Source organism: Acidovorax sp. LjRoot129 (assembly GCF_964253765.1).
GTDB lineage: Bacteria > Pseudomonadota > Gammaproteobacteria > Burkholderiales > Burkholderiaceae_C > Acidovorax.
Genome location: NZ_CAXUSE020000001.1, coordinates 1,375,154 through 1,390,952 on the forward strand (window position 1 = coordinate 1,375,154; position 15,799 = coordinate 1,390,952).

General features: G+C 66.4%; 7 protein-coding genes. All 7 read left to right on the plus strand.

Going from position 1 to position 15,799, the window contains the following annotated elements:
• The first annotated feature begins 120 nt into the window (after window positions 1–120).
• The 7 genes from ACSQ3Q_RS06385 to ACSQ3Q_RS06415 all read left to right on the plus strand — a co-directional run bounded on the left by ACSQ3Q_RS06385 (window position 121) and on the right by ACSQ3Q_RS06415 (window position 15,701).
• Window positions 121–3,084, plus strand: a complete 2,964-nt coding sequence (locus tag ACSQ3Q_RS06385; RefSeq protein ID WP_436133566.1) for an aconitate hydratase — start codon at window positions 121–123, stop codon at window positions 3,082–3,084.
• A gap of 211 nt (window positions 3,085–3,295) precedes the next feature.
• Window positions 3,296–6,643: an EAL domain-containing protein gene (locus ACSQ3Q_RS06390; protein WP_436133567.1), complete on the plus strand. Its 3,348-nt coding sequence runs from the start codon at window positions 3,296–3,298 to the stop codon at window positions 6,641–6,643.
• Window positions 6,640–9,156 (plus strand): EAL domain-containing protein, encoded by a 2,517-nt coding sequence (locus ACSQ3Q_RS06395; RefSeq protein WP_436133568.1) that lies wholly within the window; start codon window positions 6,640–6,642, stop codon window positions 9,154–9,156. Before ACSQ3Q_RS06390 ends, ACSQ3Q_RS06395 begins: the two co-directional genes overlap by 4 nt.
• A 166-nt stretch (window positions 9,157–9,322) precedes the next feature.
• A complete protein-coding gene (locus ACSQ3Q_RS06400) occupies window positions 9,323–10,546 on the plus strand; it encodes an FAD-dependent monooxygenase (RefSeq protein WP_436133569.1) in 1,224 nt (407 codons plus the stop codon).
• Between the two features lie 282 nt (window positions 10,547–10,828).
• A complete protein-coding gene (locus ACSQ3Q_RS06405; RefSeq protein WP_436133570.1) occupies window positions 10,829–12,751 on the plus strand; it encodes a PrkA family serine protein kinase in 1,923 nt (640 codons plus the stop codon).
• 56 nt (window positions 12,752–12,807) lie between these two features.
• The gene (locus ACSQ3Q_RS06410) at window positions 12,808–14,073 is read left to right on the plus strand and encodes a YeaH/YhbH family protein (RefSeq protein WP_436133571.1); all 1,266 of its coding nucleotides are present in this window, start codon (window positions 12,808–12,810) and stop codon (window positions 14,071–14,073) included.
• Window positions 14,070–15,701: a SpoVR family protein gene (locus ACSQ3Q_RS06415; protein WP_436133572.1), complete on the plus strand. Its 1,632-nt coding sequence runs from the start codon at window positions 14,070–14,072 to the stop codon at window positions 15,699–15,701. Before ACSQ3Q_RS06410 ends, ACSQ3Q_RS06415 begins: the two co-directional genes overlap by 4 nt.
• Window positions 15,702–15,799 lie beyond the last annotated feature (98 nt).

The following is a 15,799-nucleotide window of genomic DNA, read 5'->3' on the forward strand; positions in this document are numbered from 1 at the left end:
CTGTGGCTCCCCGGGGGGCTTGGCCGGGCGGCCGGCGGCGCTGCTGCGCGCATAGCCCCACGTTTGCGTCGTCATGGGAGGCTGACAGAATGGGCGCGTTGCGTTTCACAGGAGTTCGCCATGGCCCCATCGCCCAAGCTGCCAGCCACGCCGTCGCCCAGCCGACCCCCCCGCCACGCTTTTGCAGACACGCTGAAAAGTTTCAGAACGGCCTCGGGTACGGAGGGCAAGCTCTACTCCCTGCCCGCGCTCGCGCGGCAGTTCCCCCAGATCAAACGCTTGCCGGTGTCCCTGCGCATCGTGCTCGAATCGGTGCTGCGCAACTGCGATGGCCGCAAGGTGACGGCCGAGCATGTGCAGCAGCTTGCGCACTGGCTGCCCAACGCTGAGCGCAAGGACGAAATCCCCTTTGTCGTCTCGCGCGTGGTGCTGCAGGATTTCACCGGCGTGCCCCTGCTGGCCGATCTGGCCGCCATGCGCAGCGTGGCAGTGCGGCTGGGCAAGGACCCCAAAAAGATCGAGCCGCTGGTGCCCGTGGATTTGGTGGTGGACCACTCGATCATGGTCGACTACTACGGGCAGAAGAACTCGCTCGACCTGAACATGAAGCTCGAATTTCAGCGCAATCGCGAGCGCTACGAGTTCATGAAGTGGGGCATGCAGGCCTTTGACACCTTTGGCGTCGTGCCGCCGGGCTTTGGCATCGTGCACCAGGTCAACCTGGAGTACCTGGCGCGCGGCGTGCACAAGACCAAGGGCGACGCGCCCCCCGTCTACTACCCCGACACCCTGGTCGGCACCGACAGCCACACGACCATGATCAACGGCATCGGCGTGGTGGGCTGGGGCGTGGGCGGCATCGAGGCCGAAGCGGCCATGCTGGGCCAGCCGGTGTACTTCCTCACGCCCGACGTGGTGGGTTTCGAGCTCAAGGGCCAGCTGCGCGAAGGCGTCACCGCCACCGACCTGGTGCTTACCGTCACCGAGATCCTGCGCCAGCACAAGGTGGTGGGCAAGTTCGTCGAATTTTTTGGCGAAGGCACGCGCACGCTGTCGCTGCCCGACCGCGCCACCATCGGCAACATGGCGCCCGAATACGGCGCCACCATGGGCTTCTTTCCGGTCGATGAGAAGACCATCGACTACTTCGAGGGCACGGGCCGCACTCCGGCGGAGATCGAAGCGTTTGAAGCGTATTTCCGCGCGCAGGGGCTGTTTGGTGTGCCGCTGGCCGGCGAGATCGACTACTCGCAGGTGGTGCGCCTGAACCTGGGCGACGTCACGCCCAGCCTGGCCGGCCCCAAGCGCCCGCAGGACCGCATCGAGTTGGGCAAGGTCAGCAGCCAGTTTGCCGACCTGTTCAGCAAGCCCAATGCGCAAAACGGCTTCAACCGCCCTGCGGAACTGCTGCATACACGCCACCATGTGCGTCCGGCGGATGCGCCCGCCGACCCGGTGGCCCCGGCCGAGAAGCCCGCGCCCTCGGGCGGGCCGCGTTTCCTGGTCGAGATGGAGCACAACAAGCCCACCATGGCCGCTGCGCACGCCGAGGTGCCCGCGCAGTTGGGCGGCAAGCCAGGCGACCTCTCCGTGGGCAACGGCGACGTGCTGATCGCCGCCATCACGAGCTGCACCAACACCAGCAACCCCAGCGTGCTGCTGGCCGCTGGTCTTCTGGCCAAGAAGGCGGTGGAGGCGGGGCTCAAGGTCAAGCCGCACATCAAGACATCGCTCGCGCCCGGCTCGCGCATCGTGACCGAATACCTCACAGAAGCCGGCCTGCTGCCCTACCTCGAAAAGCTGGGCTTTGCGCTGGCGGGCTATGGCTGCACGACCTGCATCGGCAACGCGGGCGACCTCACGCCCGAGCTCAACGACGTGATCACCCGCAACGACCTGGTGTGCGCGGCCGTGCTGTCGGGCAACCGCAATTTCGAGGCGCGCATCCACCCCAACCTCAAGGCCAACTTTTTGGCCAGCCCGCCGCTGGTGGTGGCCTACGCGATTGCCGGCACGGTGCTCAAGGACCTGATGACCGAGCCTGTGGGCCAGGGCAAGGGCGGCCGCGACATCTACCTGGGGGACATCTGGCCTACCAGCGACGAGATCCACCGGCTGATGAAGTTCGCGATGAACGGCAAGGCCTTCCGCGAGAACTACGCCAAGGTCGCCACCGACCCCGGCAAGCTGTGGGAGAAGATCAAGGGCGTGGGCGGCAACGCCTACACCTGGCCTGCCAGCACCTACATTGCCGAGCCGCCGTTTTTTGCGCAGTTTGCTATCAAAAATGGAGCTAATAGCGCAGGTGGATCAAGCGCTGGAAGCCAAAAAGATGCTCAAAATCCTTCCGTGGAGGGCGCGCGCATCATGGCGCTGTTTGGCGACTCCATCACCACCGACCACATCTCGCCTGCTGGCTCCATCAAGGAGAGTTCGCCCGCCGGCCAGTGGCTGCTGAACAACGGTGTGATGAAGCAGGACTTCAACAGCTACGGCGCGCGGCGCGGCAACCACGACGTGATGATGCGCGGCACGTTTGCCAACGTGCGCATCAAGAACCTCATGATCCCGCCCACGGCCGATGGCTCGCGCGAGGAGGGCGGCGTGACCGTGTTCCAGAGCGAGGGGCCGCTCTCGGGCGAGAAGATGTTCATCTTCGACGCCGCCATGCAGTACATCGCGCAGGGCACGCCCACCGTGATTTTTGCGGGCGAGGAATACGGCACGGGCTCCAGCCGCGACTGGGCGGCCAAGGGCACGCAGCTCCTGGGCATCAAGGCCGTGGTGGCGCGCAGCTTTGAGCGCATCCACCGCTCCAACCTGGTGGGCATGGGCGTGCTGCCGCTGCAGTTCAAGGCGGGCGAATCGTGGGAGACGCTGGGTCTCACCGGCGGCGAGACCATTGATGTGGTGCCTGACCCGGCCCTCACGCCGCAGAGCGACGCGAAGCTGGTGATCCGCCGCGCGGACGGCACGCGCCAGGAAGTGACCGTGACCCTGCGCATCGACACCCCCATCGAGGTCGACTACTACCAGGCCGGCGGCATCCTGCCGTATGTGCTGCGCCAGCTGCTGCAGGCGTGACGACGGCGGGGCTTCGTCCGGGCTGTGGGTTGGCGCAACAGTGCGAATGCAGGGCCGGACGAGGGCGCGCTGAACGTGCAGGCCGCAGGGTCGGGCGTGTGGGCTGAATCCGCGCCCCGAAACCCAGTTTCTTACTCGTAGATACACTTGTGCTGCGAGGCGGAACTCCGTAGAACAGTGGGAGGCCACCCGCCACTTCCTACCCACCGACATGCCGCCGTCGCCGAACCCTCATCCTCCCCCGAGGCGCACCCGCGTGCCCCTGGCGGATGCGCCCGCGTTGACGGTGCTGCTGGTGGTGGCCGCGCTGGCGGCCGTTATTGTGCCCATGGCGCAGATGCTGGGCGAAGGTGCGGGCTCGCAGCATGGGCTCGAGCCCTTCATGGAACTGGTGGCGGTGCTGCTCGGTTTGCTGGTGGTGTCGGTGTCGCTGCACACCCTGGATGGATCCGAGCAGGCGCGGGCCAACGTCCTGGTGGTGGGTTTCGGCGTGGCCGCGGTGTGCAACTTTCTGCACGGGGTGCTGGCGCATTCCACACCGGTGCACATGCCGTCCGGTACCGCGCACATCTCGCTGTGGCTCAGCAGCTGGGCGCGGGTGGCCGAGACAGCCGCGTTGCTGCTCACGGCGGCGCACTTGGTGGTGCCGGGCCCGCCCAAGGCCTGGCTGGCGGTGACGGGTGCGGCGGCGCTGATGCTGGTGGTGTCCGCCATGGGCCCGCTGCCGGCGTGGTTCGCCGCGGCACGCGGCGGTGCGCTGCGGCAAATGGTGGCGTTTGTGCTGGTGGTGGTGCTGGCCGGGGCGGCGCTTTGGCTCTACCGCAACGCCACGCGCCGCGCACAGCCGCGCGACCGCGTGTTTGCCTGGGCGGCCATGGCATTTTTGGGTGGCGAACTCACCGTGGGCCTGCTCGGCGGGCACTCGCCCGTGGGCGGGCCGCTCGCCCACGGTTTGCGGATCGTGGCCTATGCGCTGCTGTACCAGGCGGTGTTCAACGCGGGCATCCGGTTGCCGTTTGCGCGCGTGCAAGAGGCCGAGCGGCGCCTGCGCGAGAGCGAGGGCCGCCTGTCGCTGCTGGGGCGCAACCTGCCGCACAGCATGCTGTTCCAGGTGGTGCGCGAGCTCGACGGCCGCACGCATTTTGCGCACATCGGCGAGGCGGTCGAGCGCCTGCACGGGGTGCGGGCGGAGGACGTGGTGCGCGACCCCTGGGTGGTGTACCGGCAGATCCTCGAAGAAGACCGCGCCAAGCTGCTGGAGATGGAGCGGGCCTCTTTCTTCACCATGACCAGCATGGAGGCCGTGTTCCGCGTGCGCCGGGCCGACGGCCAGTTGCGGTGGATGCACCTGAGCGCATCGCCCCGCCTGCTGGACGACGGCCGCGTGATGTGGGACGGCGTGCAGACCGATATCACCGCCCACCACCTCGCCGAGCAAGCCACCCACGCGCACGAGGCCCTGATGGCCAACGTGCTGCGCCAGGTGCCCGGCGGCGTGGCGCGCCTGGACCGCGACCTGCGCGTGCTGTACGTCAACGAGCAGCAGGCCCGCTGGCTGCGCACTGAGCCTTCGCAGCTGCAGGGCCAGCTGCTCCAGGATGTGGTGGGCCCGGATCTCATGGCGCGCATGCAGCCGCACTTCGACAAGGCGTTTGCCGGCGAAACCTCGGTGTTCGAGAACCACATCGCCGGCCCCGACGGCACGCAGTGCCGCCACACCACCATCGCGCCCGAGACCGTGACCGAGCAGGGCGTGCCCGCCGTGGTGCTTTTTGCCTACGACCTCACGGAGCTCAAGCGCATCGAGCAGGAACTGGCGCACCAGAAGGCGCACCTGGCCCGCGTGGTCAATGCGATGCCCGACATGGTGTTCCTCAAGGATGCCGACGGCGTCTATCTCTCCGTCAATCCGGTGTTCGAGCGTTTTGCCGGCCGGCCGGAGCGGCAGATCGTAGGCTGCAACGACTTTGATCTGGTGGCGCCTGCGGAGGCCGAAAGCTTTCGCAAGTACGACCAGCGCGCCATGCAGGCCTGGCAGCCGCTGGTGTATGAAGAAACGCTCACCTTTGCCGAGGACGGCTACCAGGGCCAGTTCGAGACCATCAAGACGCCCATCCGCGACCTGACCGGCCGCGTGACCGGCGTGCTGGGCGTGTGCCGCGACATCACAGACCGCAAGCGCGCAGAGCAAGAAATCGAGCGCCTGGCCTTCTTCGACGCCCTCACGGGCCTGCCCAACCGCCGCCTGCTGCTCGATCGCCTGCAGCGCTCCATCGCCGCCTGCCAGCGCACCCGTAACCTCGGGGCCCTGCTGTTCATCGACCTCGACAACTTCAAGGACCTCAACGACACCCTGGGCCACGACATGGGCGACCAGCTATTGGCCCAGGTCGCCACCCGCCTGGTGGGCAGCGTGCGCGAAGCCGACACCGTGGCCCGCTTTGGCGGCGACGAATTCGTCGTCATGCTCGAAGCCCTGGCCCCGGACCTGCCCGAAGCCGCCACCCAGGCCGAGACCGTGGCCGAGAAACTCCTGGCCAGCCTGAACCTGCCCTTCGAGCTCGATGGAGCCCAGCACTACAGCACCCCCAGCATCGGCATCACCCTCTTTGGGGATGAACGCCTGTCAGTGGACGAACTCTTGAAACGGGCCGACCTGGCCATGTACCAGGCCAAGGCCGCAGGGCGCAACACCCAGCGCTTCTTCGACCCGGACATGCAAGCGGCCGTCAACGCCCGCTCCAACCTGGAAGCCGACCTGCGCCAAGGTCTCGCCCGGGGGGAACTCCTCGTGCACTACCAGCCCGTGGTCGACCACCAGGCCACTCTGCTGGGCGCCGAAGCCCTGGTGCGCTGGCGCCACCCCCAGCGCGGCATGATCAGCCCCGGCGACTTCATCCCCCTGGCCGAGCAGACCGGCCTCATCCTCCCCCTGGGCCAATACGTACTGCAGACCGCCTGCGAACAACTGCAGCGCTGGAGCCAGCATCCCGAAACCGCCCACCTGTCCATCTCCGTGAACGTCAGCGCCCGCCAGTTCCGCCAGAGCGGCTTCGTGGCCGAAGTGCTGCAGACCCTGCAAAACCACCAGGCAGACCCTAAAAAACTCAAGCTCGAACTCACCGAAAGCCTGCTGCTGGGGGACATCGAAGACACCATCGCCCGCATGGTGCAGCTCAAGAGCGAAGGCGTGGGCTTTGCCCTCGATGACTTTGGCACCGGCTACTCCTCCCTGTCCTACCTCAAGCGGCTGCCCCTGGACCAGGTCAAGATCGACCAGAGCTTCGTGCGCGACGTGCTGAGTGACCCCAACGACGCGGCGATCGTGCGCACCATCCTGGCGCTGGCCAAAAGCCTGGACCTGGAGGTGGTGGCCGAGGGGGTCGAGACGACGGGGCAGCTGGGTTTCTTGAGGCTGCATGGGTGTGAGGGGTTTCAGGGGTATTTGTTTGGGCGGCCGGTGCCCATCGACGTGTTTGCGCGCGAGCACCAGCTGGCGCTGCCTGGGCATGCCGTGCCCGTTGCCTCAGACGCTTTCGATCCAGGGGCTGCGCCATGAGCGCGCCGGGCATCCTGTGGGTGGACAGCGACACGCAGCACGCTGCGCTGGCTCGGCGCATGATCGGCACCGACCACCCCGACTGGCGCGTGGTGAACAGTCCCACGCCGGATACGGCCAAAGCACCGCTGGCCTCGCATGCGTGGGATGCCGTGGTGCTGTGCCTCAAGCCGTCGGTGACGGACTTGCCGGGGGTGCTGGAGCTGTGCGCTGCCCGCCCCGTGCTGATGTGCATCGACGCCCACCAGGAAGCCCTGGCCGCGCGCGCGTTTCGCTGCGGCCTGGGCGACTACATGGTGCGCGATGTCGACGGCGTGGCGCACCTGGGCGAGCTGATGCACCGGCTGGCCGCCCTGCTGCAGCGCACGCAGGGACAAGGCCAGCACGTGCGCATGGTGGATGCGCGCATCTGGCAGGAGGCGCTGACCCTGCTGCAGGGGCAGCGCGCCACGCTGCAGGTGACGCTGGCGAGCATGAGCCAGGGCATCTTCAAGACCGCACCGGACGGGACGATCACCGTCTACAACCAGCGCGTGCTCGAGTTGCTGGACCTGCCCGAATCGCTGATGGCCGCGCGGCCGTCACTGTCTGAGCTCACCCGCATCCAGGCCGAGCGCGGGGACTTCGGTGAGAGCCACAGCCTGGTCGACCGGCGTGGGCATGCTTATGTGGCCGGCGGCGGGCTGGCCAGGGCCCCGGAGGTCTACTGGCGCACCACGCGCGACGGCCGCACGTTTGAAGTGCGCACCACCGACCTGCCCGACGGCGGCCTGGTGCGCACCTTTGCCGATGTGAGCGACTATGTGCGCGTGGAAAACGAGCTGCGCGAGAGCGAGGCGCGTTTCCGCTCGCTCTCCGATCTGTCGTCCGACTGGTACTGGGAGCACGACACCGAAGGCCGTTTTGTGCAGCTCGCGGGCGACCTGAGCGTCAACGGCATTCCGCTGACGACCGTGATGGGCCGCACGCGCTGGGAGATCGGCGCGCTCAACATGACCGAGGCCGACTGGGCCGCGCACCGCGCGGTGCTGCAGGCGCGCCAGCCGTTTCGCGACCTGGAACTGCAGCGCCGCCGGCCCGATGGCAGCATGCACTGGATCTCGGTCAGCGGCGTGCCGGTGTTCGACGCCCAAGGTGCGCTCTGGGGCTACCGCGGGGTGGGCCGCGACATCACCGAGCGCAAGGAGGTCGAAAGCCAGATCGAGCGCCTGGCGTTCTACGACGTGCTCACCGGCCTGCCCAACCGCCGCATGCTGGTCGACCGCCTGCAGCGCGCCATGGCGGCGGTAGGGCGCTCGGGGGGGGCGCAGGGCGCGCTGCTGTTCATCGACCTCGACAACTTCAAGGACCTGAACGACACCCTGGGCCACGACACGGGCGACCAGTTGCTGGTGCAGGTGGCCCAGCGCCTGCAGACCTGCGTGCGCGAGGCTGACACGGTGTCGCGTTTTGGCGGCGACGAGTTTGTGGTGCTGCTGGAGGGCCTGAGCGCCGACGGGCCGCACGCCAGCGCCGAGGCCGCACTGGTGGCCAGCCACATTGCCACGACGCTGGGCAAGCCCTATGCGCTGGGCGAAACGAGCCACCACAGCACGCCCAGCATCGGCATTGCGCTCTTTGGCCAGCAGACTGGCAGCGTGGACGAACTGCTCAAGCACGCGGACCTGGCCATGTACCAGGCCAAGGCGGCCGGGCGAAATACGCAGCGTTTTTTTGACCCCGACATGCAGGCCGCCGTGAGCAACCGCGCGGCAATGGAGGCCGACTTGCGCCGGGGCTTGCAGGAAAAGGAACTGGTGCTGTACTACCAGCCCATCGTGGACGGCAAGGGCCGGCTGCTGGGAGCCGAGGCCCTTGTGCGCTGGAATCACCCGCGCCGCGGGCTGGTGTCGCCCGTCGAATTCATCCCGCTGGCCGAGCAGACGGGGCTCATCCTGCCCCTGGGGCACTGGGTGCTCGAAGCCGCCTGTGCGCAGCTGGTGGCCTGGTCGCGCAGTTCGCTCACGCGCCAGTTCTTCCTGTCGGTGAACGTGAGCGTGCGGCAGTTCCGCCAGCCCGATTTTGTGGAGCAACTGCTGGGCATCGTGCACAAGACGGGCGCCAACCCCGAACGGCTCAAACTGGAGCTGACCGAGAGCCTGCTGCTGGCCGACGTGGAGGACGTCATCGCGCGCATGGAGTACCTGCGGCGCTACGGGGTGGGTTTCTCGCTCGACGATTTCGGCACGGGCTATTCGTCGCTCTCATACCTCAAGCGCCTGCCGCTCGACCAGATCAAAATCGACCAGGGTTTTGTGCGTGACCTGCAGACCGACCCCAACGACGCCGCCATCGTGCGCACCATCCTTGCGCTGGCGCACAGCCTGGACCTTGCCGTGGTGGCTGAGGGTGTAGAGACCACAGGGCAACTCGAATTCTTGCAGCGCCACGGCTGCCAGGCGTTCCAGGGGTTTCTGTTTGGCCGCCCCATGCCGCCCGAGGTGCTCGAGCGTGCGCTGCGGCCCGCGTTGTGAGCGGGTGCGTCTGGTCCATGCCTGCGACAAGGCAAAGAGCGGCGCAGACCCCGCGGCACAATCGCCGCATGACTGATCGCACCCCGGCTCTTCGCGTCCACACCGTGTGGCTATTGCGCGCTGATAGCGCTAGTAGCGCTGATTTTTGCCCCACGGCCGCATCGCAATGAAAAAACAGGTACTGGTTGCCGGCGGCGGCATTGGCGGCCTGGCGGCGGCGCTGGGCGCATCGCGTGCGGGCTGGGATGTGCGGCTGTACGAGCGCGCCAGTGCCTTCAGCGAAGTGGGTGCTGGCGTGCAGATTGGGCCCAATGTGGTGCGCCGCTTGCAGGCCTGGGGCCTGCAGCAGCCGCTGCAGGCTGTGGCGGCCTTTCCCAGCCGGCTGCAGGTGCGCAATGCTGTCAGCGGCCGCGAGCTGGCCGTGCTGCCGCTGGGCGCCGCCGCGGTCGAGCGCTATGGCGCGGCCTACGCCACCATCCACCGCGCCGACCTGCATGGCCTGCTGTTGTCGGCCCTGACGAAATACACCGACACGCAACTGCACCTTGATCACGCCATTGACAGCTTTGCCGACGACGGCAGTGTGGTGACGGTGCGCACCAGCCGTGGCAAGGAGGTGGAGGGCGACGCGTTGATCGGCGCCGACGGACTGTGGAGCCGCACCCGCACGCAGCTGCTGGCGGGCAGTGGGGGTGCGTCGCCCCCGCGCGTGACTGGGCACCTGGCCTACCGCGCGCTGGTGCCACAGCACGCGCTGCCCGAGGTGCTGCGCACCGGCCAGATCACGGCCTGGCTCGGCCCGCGCCTGCATGCCGTGCAGTACCCCGTGCGCCGGGGCGAGCTGCAGAACATCGTTGTCATCGTGCAGGGGCTCGCACCGCAGGACCTGGAAAGCTGGGACCACGCCGCCCATGCCGCGGGCCTGGACCACGCACTGAAAGGCACATGCGCGGCGCTGCAGGATGTGGTGCGCAGCGTTGGCGACCATGCCCTTGCTGGCTGGCGCCTGTGGCCGCTGTGCGACCGCCCGCCGGTGCGCAGTGCCGACGAGATGGCGCGGGGCCTGGTGGGGTTGCTGGGTGATGCCGCGCACCCCATGCGCCCCTATCTGGCCCAGGGGGCGGGCATGGCCATCGAGGATGCGGCCGAGCTGCAGCGCGCCTTGTCGATGCATGACCTGGAAGTGCCGCTGCGCCTGCGTCGCTATGCCCTCAACCGCTGGCAGCGCAATGCCCGCGTGCAGGCCCGTGCAGTGCGCAATGGCCGCATCTTCCATGCGATGGGGCCTGTGCGCTGGGGGCGTGATCTTTCGTTGCGTTGGCTGGGCGAGCGCCTGCTGGATGTGCCCTGGCTGTACCGGGGCGATGGCTCCAGCGCAAGCTCGCTGTAAACACTCTCAACGGCTGACAGCAAGTGCTGGATGACCGGTCCTGCGCCCCCAGGGATGTGTGAATCCGCCACCTGCCGGCATCCGGCGAGTGCGGCAGAACTTTATGCAGTGTGCCACGCTCTATCCGTGTGCGGGCATGGTTGTAAAAAGCACCTGATGCGCACACTAATACCCTGTTCAAGGGTGGACCGTGGTGCTACAAAGAGATGAGCCGTTAGCGATTCCCACTGCAACACCGTGGCATGTCCTGAGCCCGCCAGGAGTGCCACACCAGGAGGTCCTATGGATGCCATCAGCAGTTTCGCCGCGCGTTACGCCCGTAGCCGCGAAGAGGAAATGTCGATCGACGAGTACCTCGCGGAATGCAAGCGCGATCCCATGGTCTACGCCGCGGCCGCCCAGCGCATGCTGGCGGCCATTGGCGAGCCCGAGATGGTGGACACGCGCAACGATCCGCGCCTGTCGCGCATCTTTGCCAACAAGGTGATCAAGCGCTATCCCGCGTTTGCCGAGTTTTACGGCATGGAGGACGCCATCGAGCAGGTGGTGAGCTTCTTTCGCCATGCTGCACAGGGGCTGGAGGAGCGCAAGCAGATTCTCTACCTGCTGGGCCCCGTGGGCGGCGGCAAGAGCTCGATCGCCGAGCGGCTCAAGTACCTGATGCAGAAGGTGCCGTTCTATGCGCTCAAGGGCTCGCCGGTCAACGAATCGCCGCTGGGCTTGTTCGATGCGGTGGAGGACGGCGCGCTGCTCGAAGAGCAGTTCGGCATTCCCCGGCGCTACCTGCAGCGTGTGCTCTCGCCCTGGGCGGTCAAGCGGCTGGAGGAGTTCGGCGGCGACATCCGGCAGTTCAAGGTCGTCAAGCGCTATCCCAGCATCTTGAAGCAGGTGGGCATCGCCAAGACCGAGCCGGGCGACGAGAACAACCAGGATATCTCGAGCCTGGTGGGCAAGGTGGACATCCGCAAGCTCGAGACCTTTGCGCAGGACGACACCGACGCCTACAGCTACAGCGGCGGCCTGTGCCTGGCCAACCAGGGGCTGCTGGAATTTGTGGAGATGTTCAAGGCGCCCATCAAGGTGCTGCACCCGCTGCTGACGGCCACGCAGGAGAGCAACTACAAGGGCACCGAAGGTTTTGGCGCCATCCCGTTCGACGGCGTGGTGCTGGCCCACAGCAACGAGAGCGAGTGGAAAGCCTTTCGCAACAACAAGAACAACGAGGCCTTCCTGGACCGCATCTACATCGTCAAGGTGCCTTACTGCCTGCGCGTGAGCGAGGAGATCCGCATCTACGACAAGCTGATACGCGAATCCTCGCTGGGCAACGCCGTGTGTGCGCCGGGCACGCTCAAGATGATGTCGCAGTTCGCCATCCTCACCCGTCTGAAGGAGCCCGAGAACTCCAGCATCTTCAGCAAGATGCAGGTGTACGACGGCGAGAGCCTGAAGGACACCGACCCGCGCGCCAAGAGCTACCAGGAGTACCGCGACTATGCCGGTGTGGACGAGGGCATGACGGGCATCTCCACGCGCTTTGCGTTCAAGATCCTGTCCAAGGTGTTCAACTTCGACAGTGCCGAGCTGGCGGCCAACCCGGTGCACCTGATGTACGTGCTCGAGAAACAGATCGAGCGCGAGCAGTTTCCCGCCGAGCTGGAAACCAAGTACACCAGCTACATCAAGGAGTTCCTCTCGCCGCGTTATGCCGAGTTCATCGGCAAGGAGATCCAGACAGCCTACCTGGAGAGCTACAGCGAGTACGGGCAGAACATCTTCGACCGCTACGTCACCTACGCCGACTACTGGATCCAGGACAACGAGTACCGCGACACCGATACCGGCGAGGTGTTCGACCGCAGTGCGCTCAATGCCGAGCTGGAGAAGATCGAAAAACCCGCGGGCATTGCCAACCCCAAGGATTTCCGCAACGAGATCGTCAACTTCGTGCTGCGCGCGCGCGCCAACAACCAGGGCAACAACCCGAGCTGGACCAGCTACGAGAAGCTGCGCCTGGTGATCGAGAAGAAGATGTTCTCCAACACCGAAGAGCTGCTGCCCGTCATCAGCTTCAACGCCAAGGGCAGTGCCGAGGAGGCGCGCAAGCACGAGGACTTCGTCACGCGCATGGTGGCCAAGGGCTACACGCCCAAGCAGGTGCGGTTGTTGTGCGAGTGGTATCTGCGCGTCAGAAAAAGCAGTTGATCGACCGGATTGCCAGCGTGTCCCGCGGGAGCGCTGGCCCATGATGGGGGCAAGGGATGGCATTGCAAATCATCGACCGCAGGCTCGCAGGCAAGAACAAGTCGGTGGGCAACCGCGAACGCTTTTTGCGACGCTTCAAGGAGCAGATCGCAGACAGCGTGCGCCGTGCGGTTTCGCAGCGCGACATCCGCGACATCGAACAGGCCGGCAGCGTCACCATCCCCCGCAAGGACATCGGCGAGCCGGTGTTCCACCACGGCCAGGGCGGCATCCGCGACGTGGTGCACCCCGGCAATGCGGAGCATGTGCGCGGCGACCGCATCCAGCGGCCCAAGGGCGGCAGCGGCAGCGGATCGCAGGCCAGCGACAGCGGGGAAGGGGAGGACGACTTCACCTTCACGCTGACCAAGGAAGAGTTCATGCAGCTCTTCTTCGAGGACCTGGCGCTGCCGCACCTGCTGCGCACGCACATTGGCGAGAACCCGCAGTGGAAGTCGCGCCGCGCCGGCTATAGCCAGTACGGCATTCCCAACAACCTGGCAGTGCTGCGCACCATGCGCGGGGCGCTGGGGCGGCGCATCGCGCTGGGCAAGGCACCACACCGCGAGCAACTGCTGCTGCAACAAGAGCTCGACGCCCTGCTGGCAGAGGATGACGGCACCAGCGAGGTGGTGGCCGAACTGCAGCGCCGCATCGACGTGCTCAAGGAGCGCATCGGCCGGGTGCCGTACCTCGACCCCATCGACCTGCGTTTTCGGGCGCGCACGCCCGTGCCGGTACCCAACAGCCAGGCGGTGATGTTTTGCCTGATGGATGTCTCGGGCTCCATGGACGAGGGGCGCAAGGACCTGGCCAAGCGCTTTTTCATCCTGCTGTACCTGTTCCTCACGCGGCACTACGAGAAGATCGACATCGTCTTCATCCGCCACCACACCCAGGCTGCCGAGGTGAGCGAGGAGCAGTTTTTTCACTCCACCGAAAGCGGGGGCACGGTGGTCAGCAGCGCGCTGGTACTGCTCGACCAGATCGTCCGCGCGCGTTATCCCTCCGGGGACTGGAACATCTACGTGGCCCAGGCCAGCGATGGCGACAACTTCAGCAACGACAGCGCCAATTGCCGCAGCCTGATGGTGGACAAGATCCTGCCGCTGGTGCGCTACTTTGCCTATGTGCAGGTGGCCGAGGAGGAGCAGAACCTGTGGGAGGAATACAGCCAGCTGCAGTCGCAGTTTGGCCACTTCGCCATGCGCAAGGTGTCCCAGGCCAGCGATATCTATCCCGTGTTCCGCGACCTCTTCAAGAAAGAAGGGGTCCAGGCATGAACAACATGATTCAGTACCCGGTGCTGGAGCGCCGCCTGCGCGACAACCCCTGGAAGGCGGCCGCCGTCGGCGAGCGCCGCCACCGTGGCGTGCCTGCGCAGCCGCTGCCCGCCGGGGCCCGCCCCGCGCAGCCGCTGCCCGATCCGAGCGACTGGACGTTCGAGCTGATCGAGCGCTACCACGCCGCGATCGCCGCCACCGCCGAGCGCTTTGGCCTCGATACCTACCCCAACCAGCTCGAGGTCATCACTGCCGAGCAGATGATGGACGCCTACTCCAGCGTGGGCATGCCGGTGAACTACCGCCACTGGAGCTACGGCAAGGAGTTCCTGGCCACCGAGCGGCGCTACCGGCGCGGGCACATGGGCCTGGCGTACGAGATCGTCATCAACTCCGACCCCTGCATCAGCTACCTGATGGAGGAGAACACCACCGCCATGCAGGCGCTGGTGATTGCCCATGCGGCCTACGGGCACAACAGCTTCTTCAAGGGCAACTACCTGTTTCGGATGTGGACGGATGCGTCGTCCATCATCGATTACCTGGTGTATGCCAAGGACTACGTGGCCCAGTGCGAAGAGCGCTACGGCTTCGGCGAGGTGGAGCAGCTCATGGACTCGTGCCATGCGCTGTCCAACTTTGGCGTGGACCGTTACCGGCGTCCCTCCAAGAAGCCCCTGGCGCGCGAGCGGCTGGAGCGCGAACAGCGCGAGGCCTATGCCCAGCAACAGGTCAACGACCTGTGGCGCACGCTGCCCACGCGCCCGGGCAAGGACGGTGCGGCGCAGGAGAACAACCGTTTCCCGCAAGAACCGCAAGAGAACATCCTGTACTTCATCGAGAAGAACGCGCCGCTGCTGGAGCCCTGGCAGCGCGAGATCGTGCGCATCGTGCGCAAGATCGCGCAGTACTTCTACCCGCAGCGCCAAAGCCAGGTCATGAACGAGGGCTGGGCCACCTTCTGGCACTACACCTTGCTCACCACCCTGTACGACGAGGGCCACCTGAGCGACGGGGTGATGATCGAGTGGCTGGGCTCGCACACCAACGTGATCTTTCAGCCGCCCGTGGGGCACCGCGCCTACAGCGGCATCAACCCCTACGCGCTGGGCTTTGGCATGTACCGCGACATCCAGCGCATCTGCCAGAACCCCACCGATGAAGACCGGCTGTGGTTCCCAGACCTTGCGGGCACACCCTGGCTGCCCGCGCTGGACCATGCCATGCGCAACTTCAAGGACGAGAGCTTTATCAGCCAGTACCTCAGCCCGCACTTGATGCGCGAGATGCGCCTGTTCGCCCTGCACGACGACACGCGCCAGAGCGAGCTGGTGGTCAGCGAGATCCACGACGAGAACGGCTACCGAAACCTGCGCCAGATCCTGTCGCAGCAGTACGACCTGGGCACGCGCGAACCCAACATCCAGGTGTGGAACGTGAACCTGCGCGGCGACCGCAGCCTGACCCTGCGCCACACGCAGTACCAGAGCCGCCCACTGGGCGACGACACACAGGAAGTGCTGCGGCATGTGGCGCGCCTGTGGGGCTTTGGCGTGCAGATCGAGGGGGTGGACGCGAATGGCAACAACCCGGTGCTGCTGCACTCGGTGCCCGCGCCCACCACATAGGCGGCTTCTGCTCGTAGTTGTGGGTGCGCGGGCGCGTGTGGGGCGTGGGGCGGGTGTAGATATGCCCAGGAACGTCGGGCGTGGGTTTGCCGCTGGCT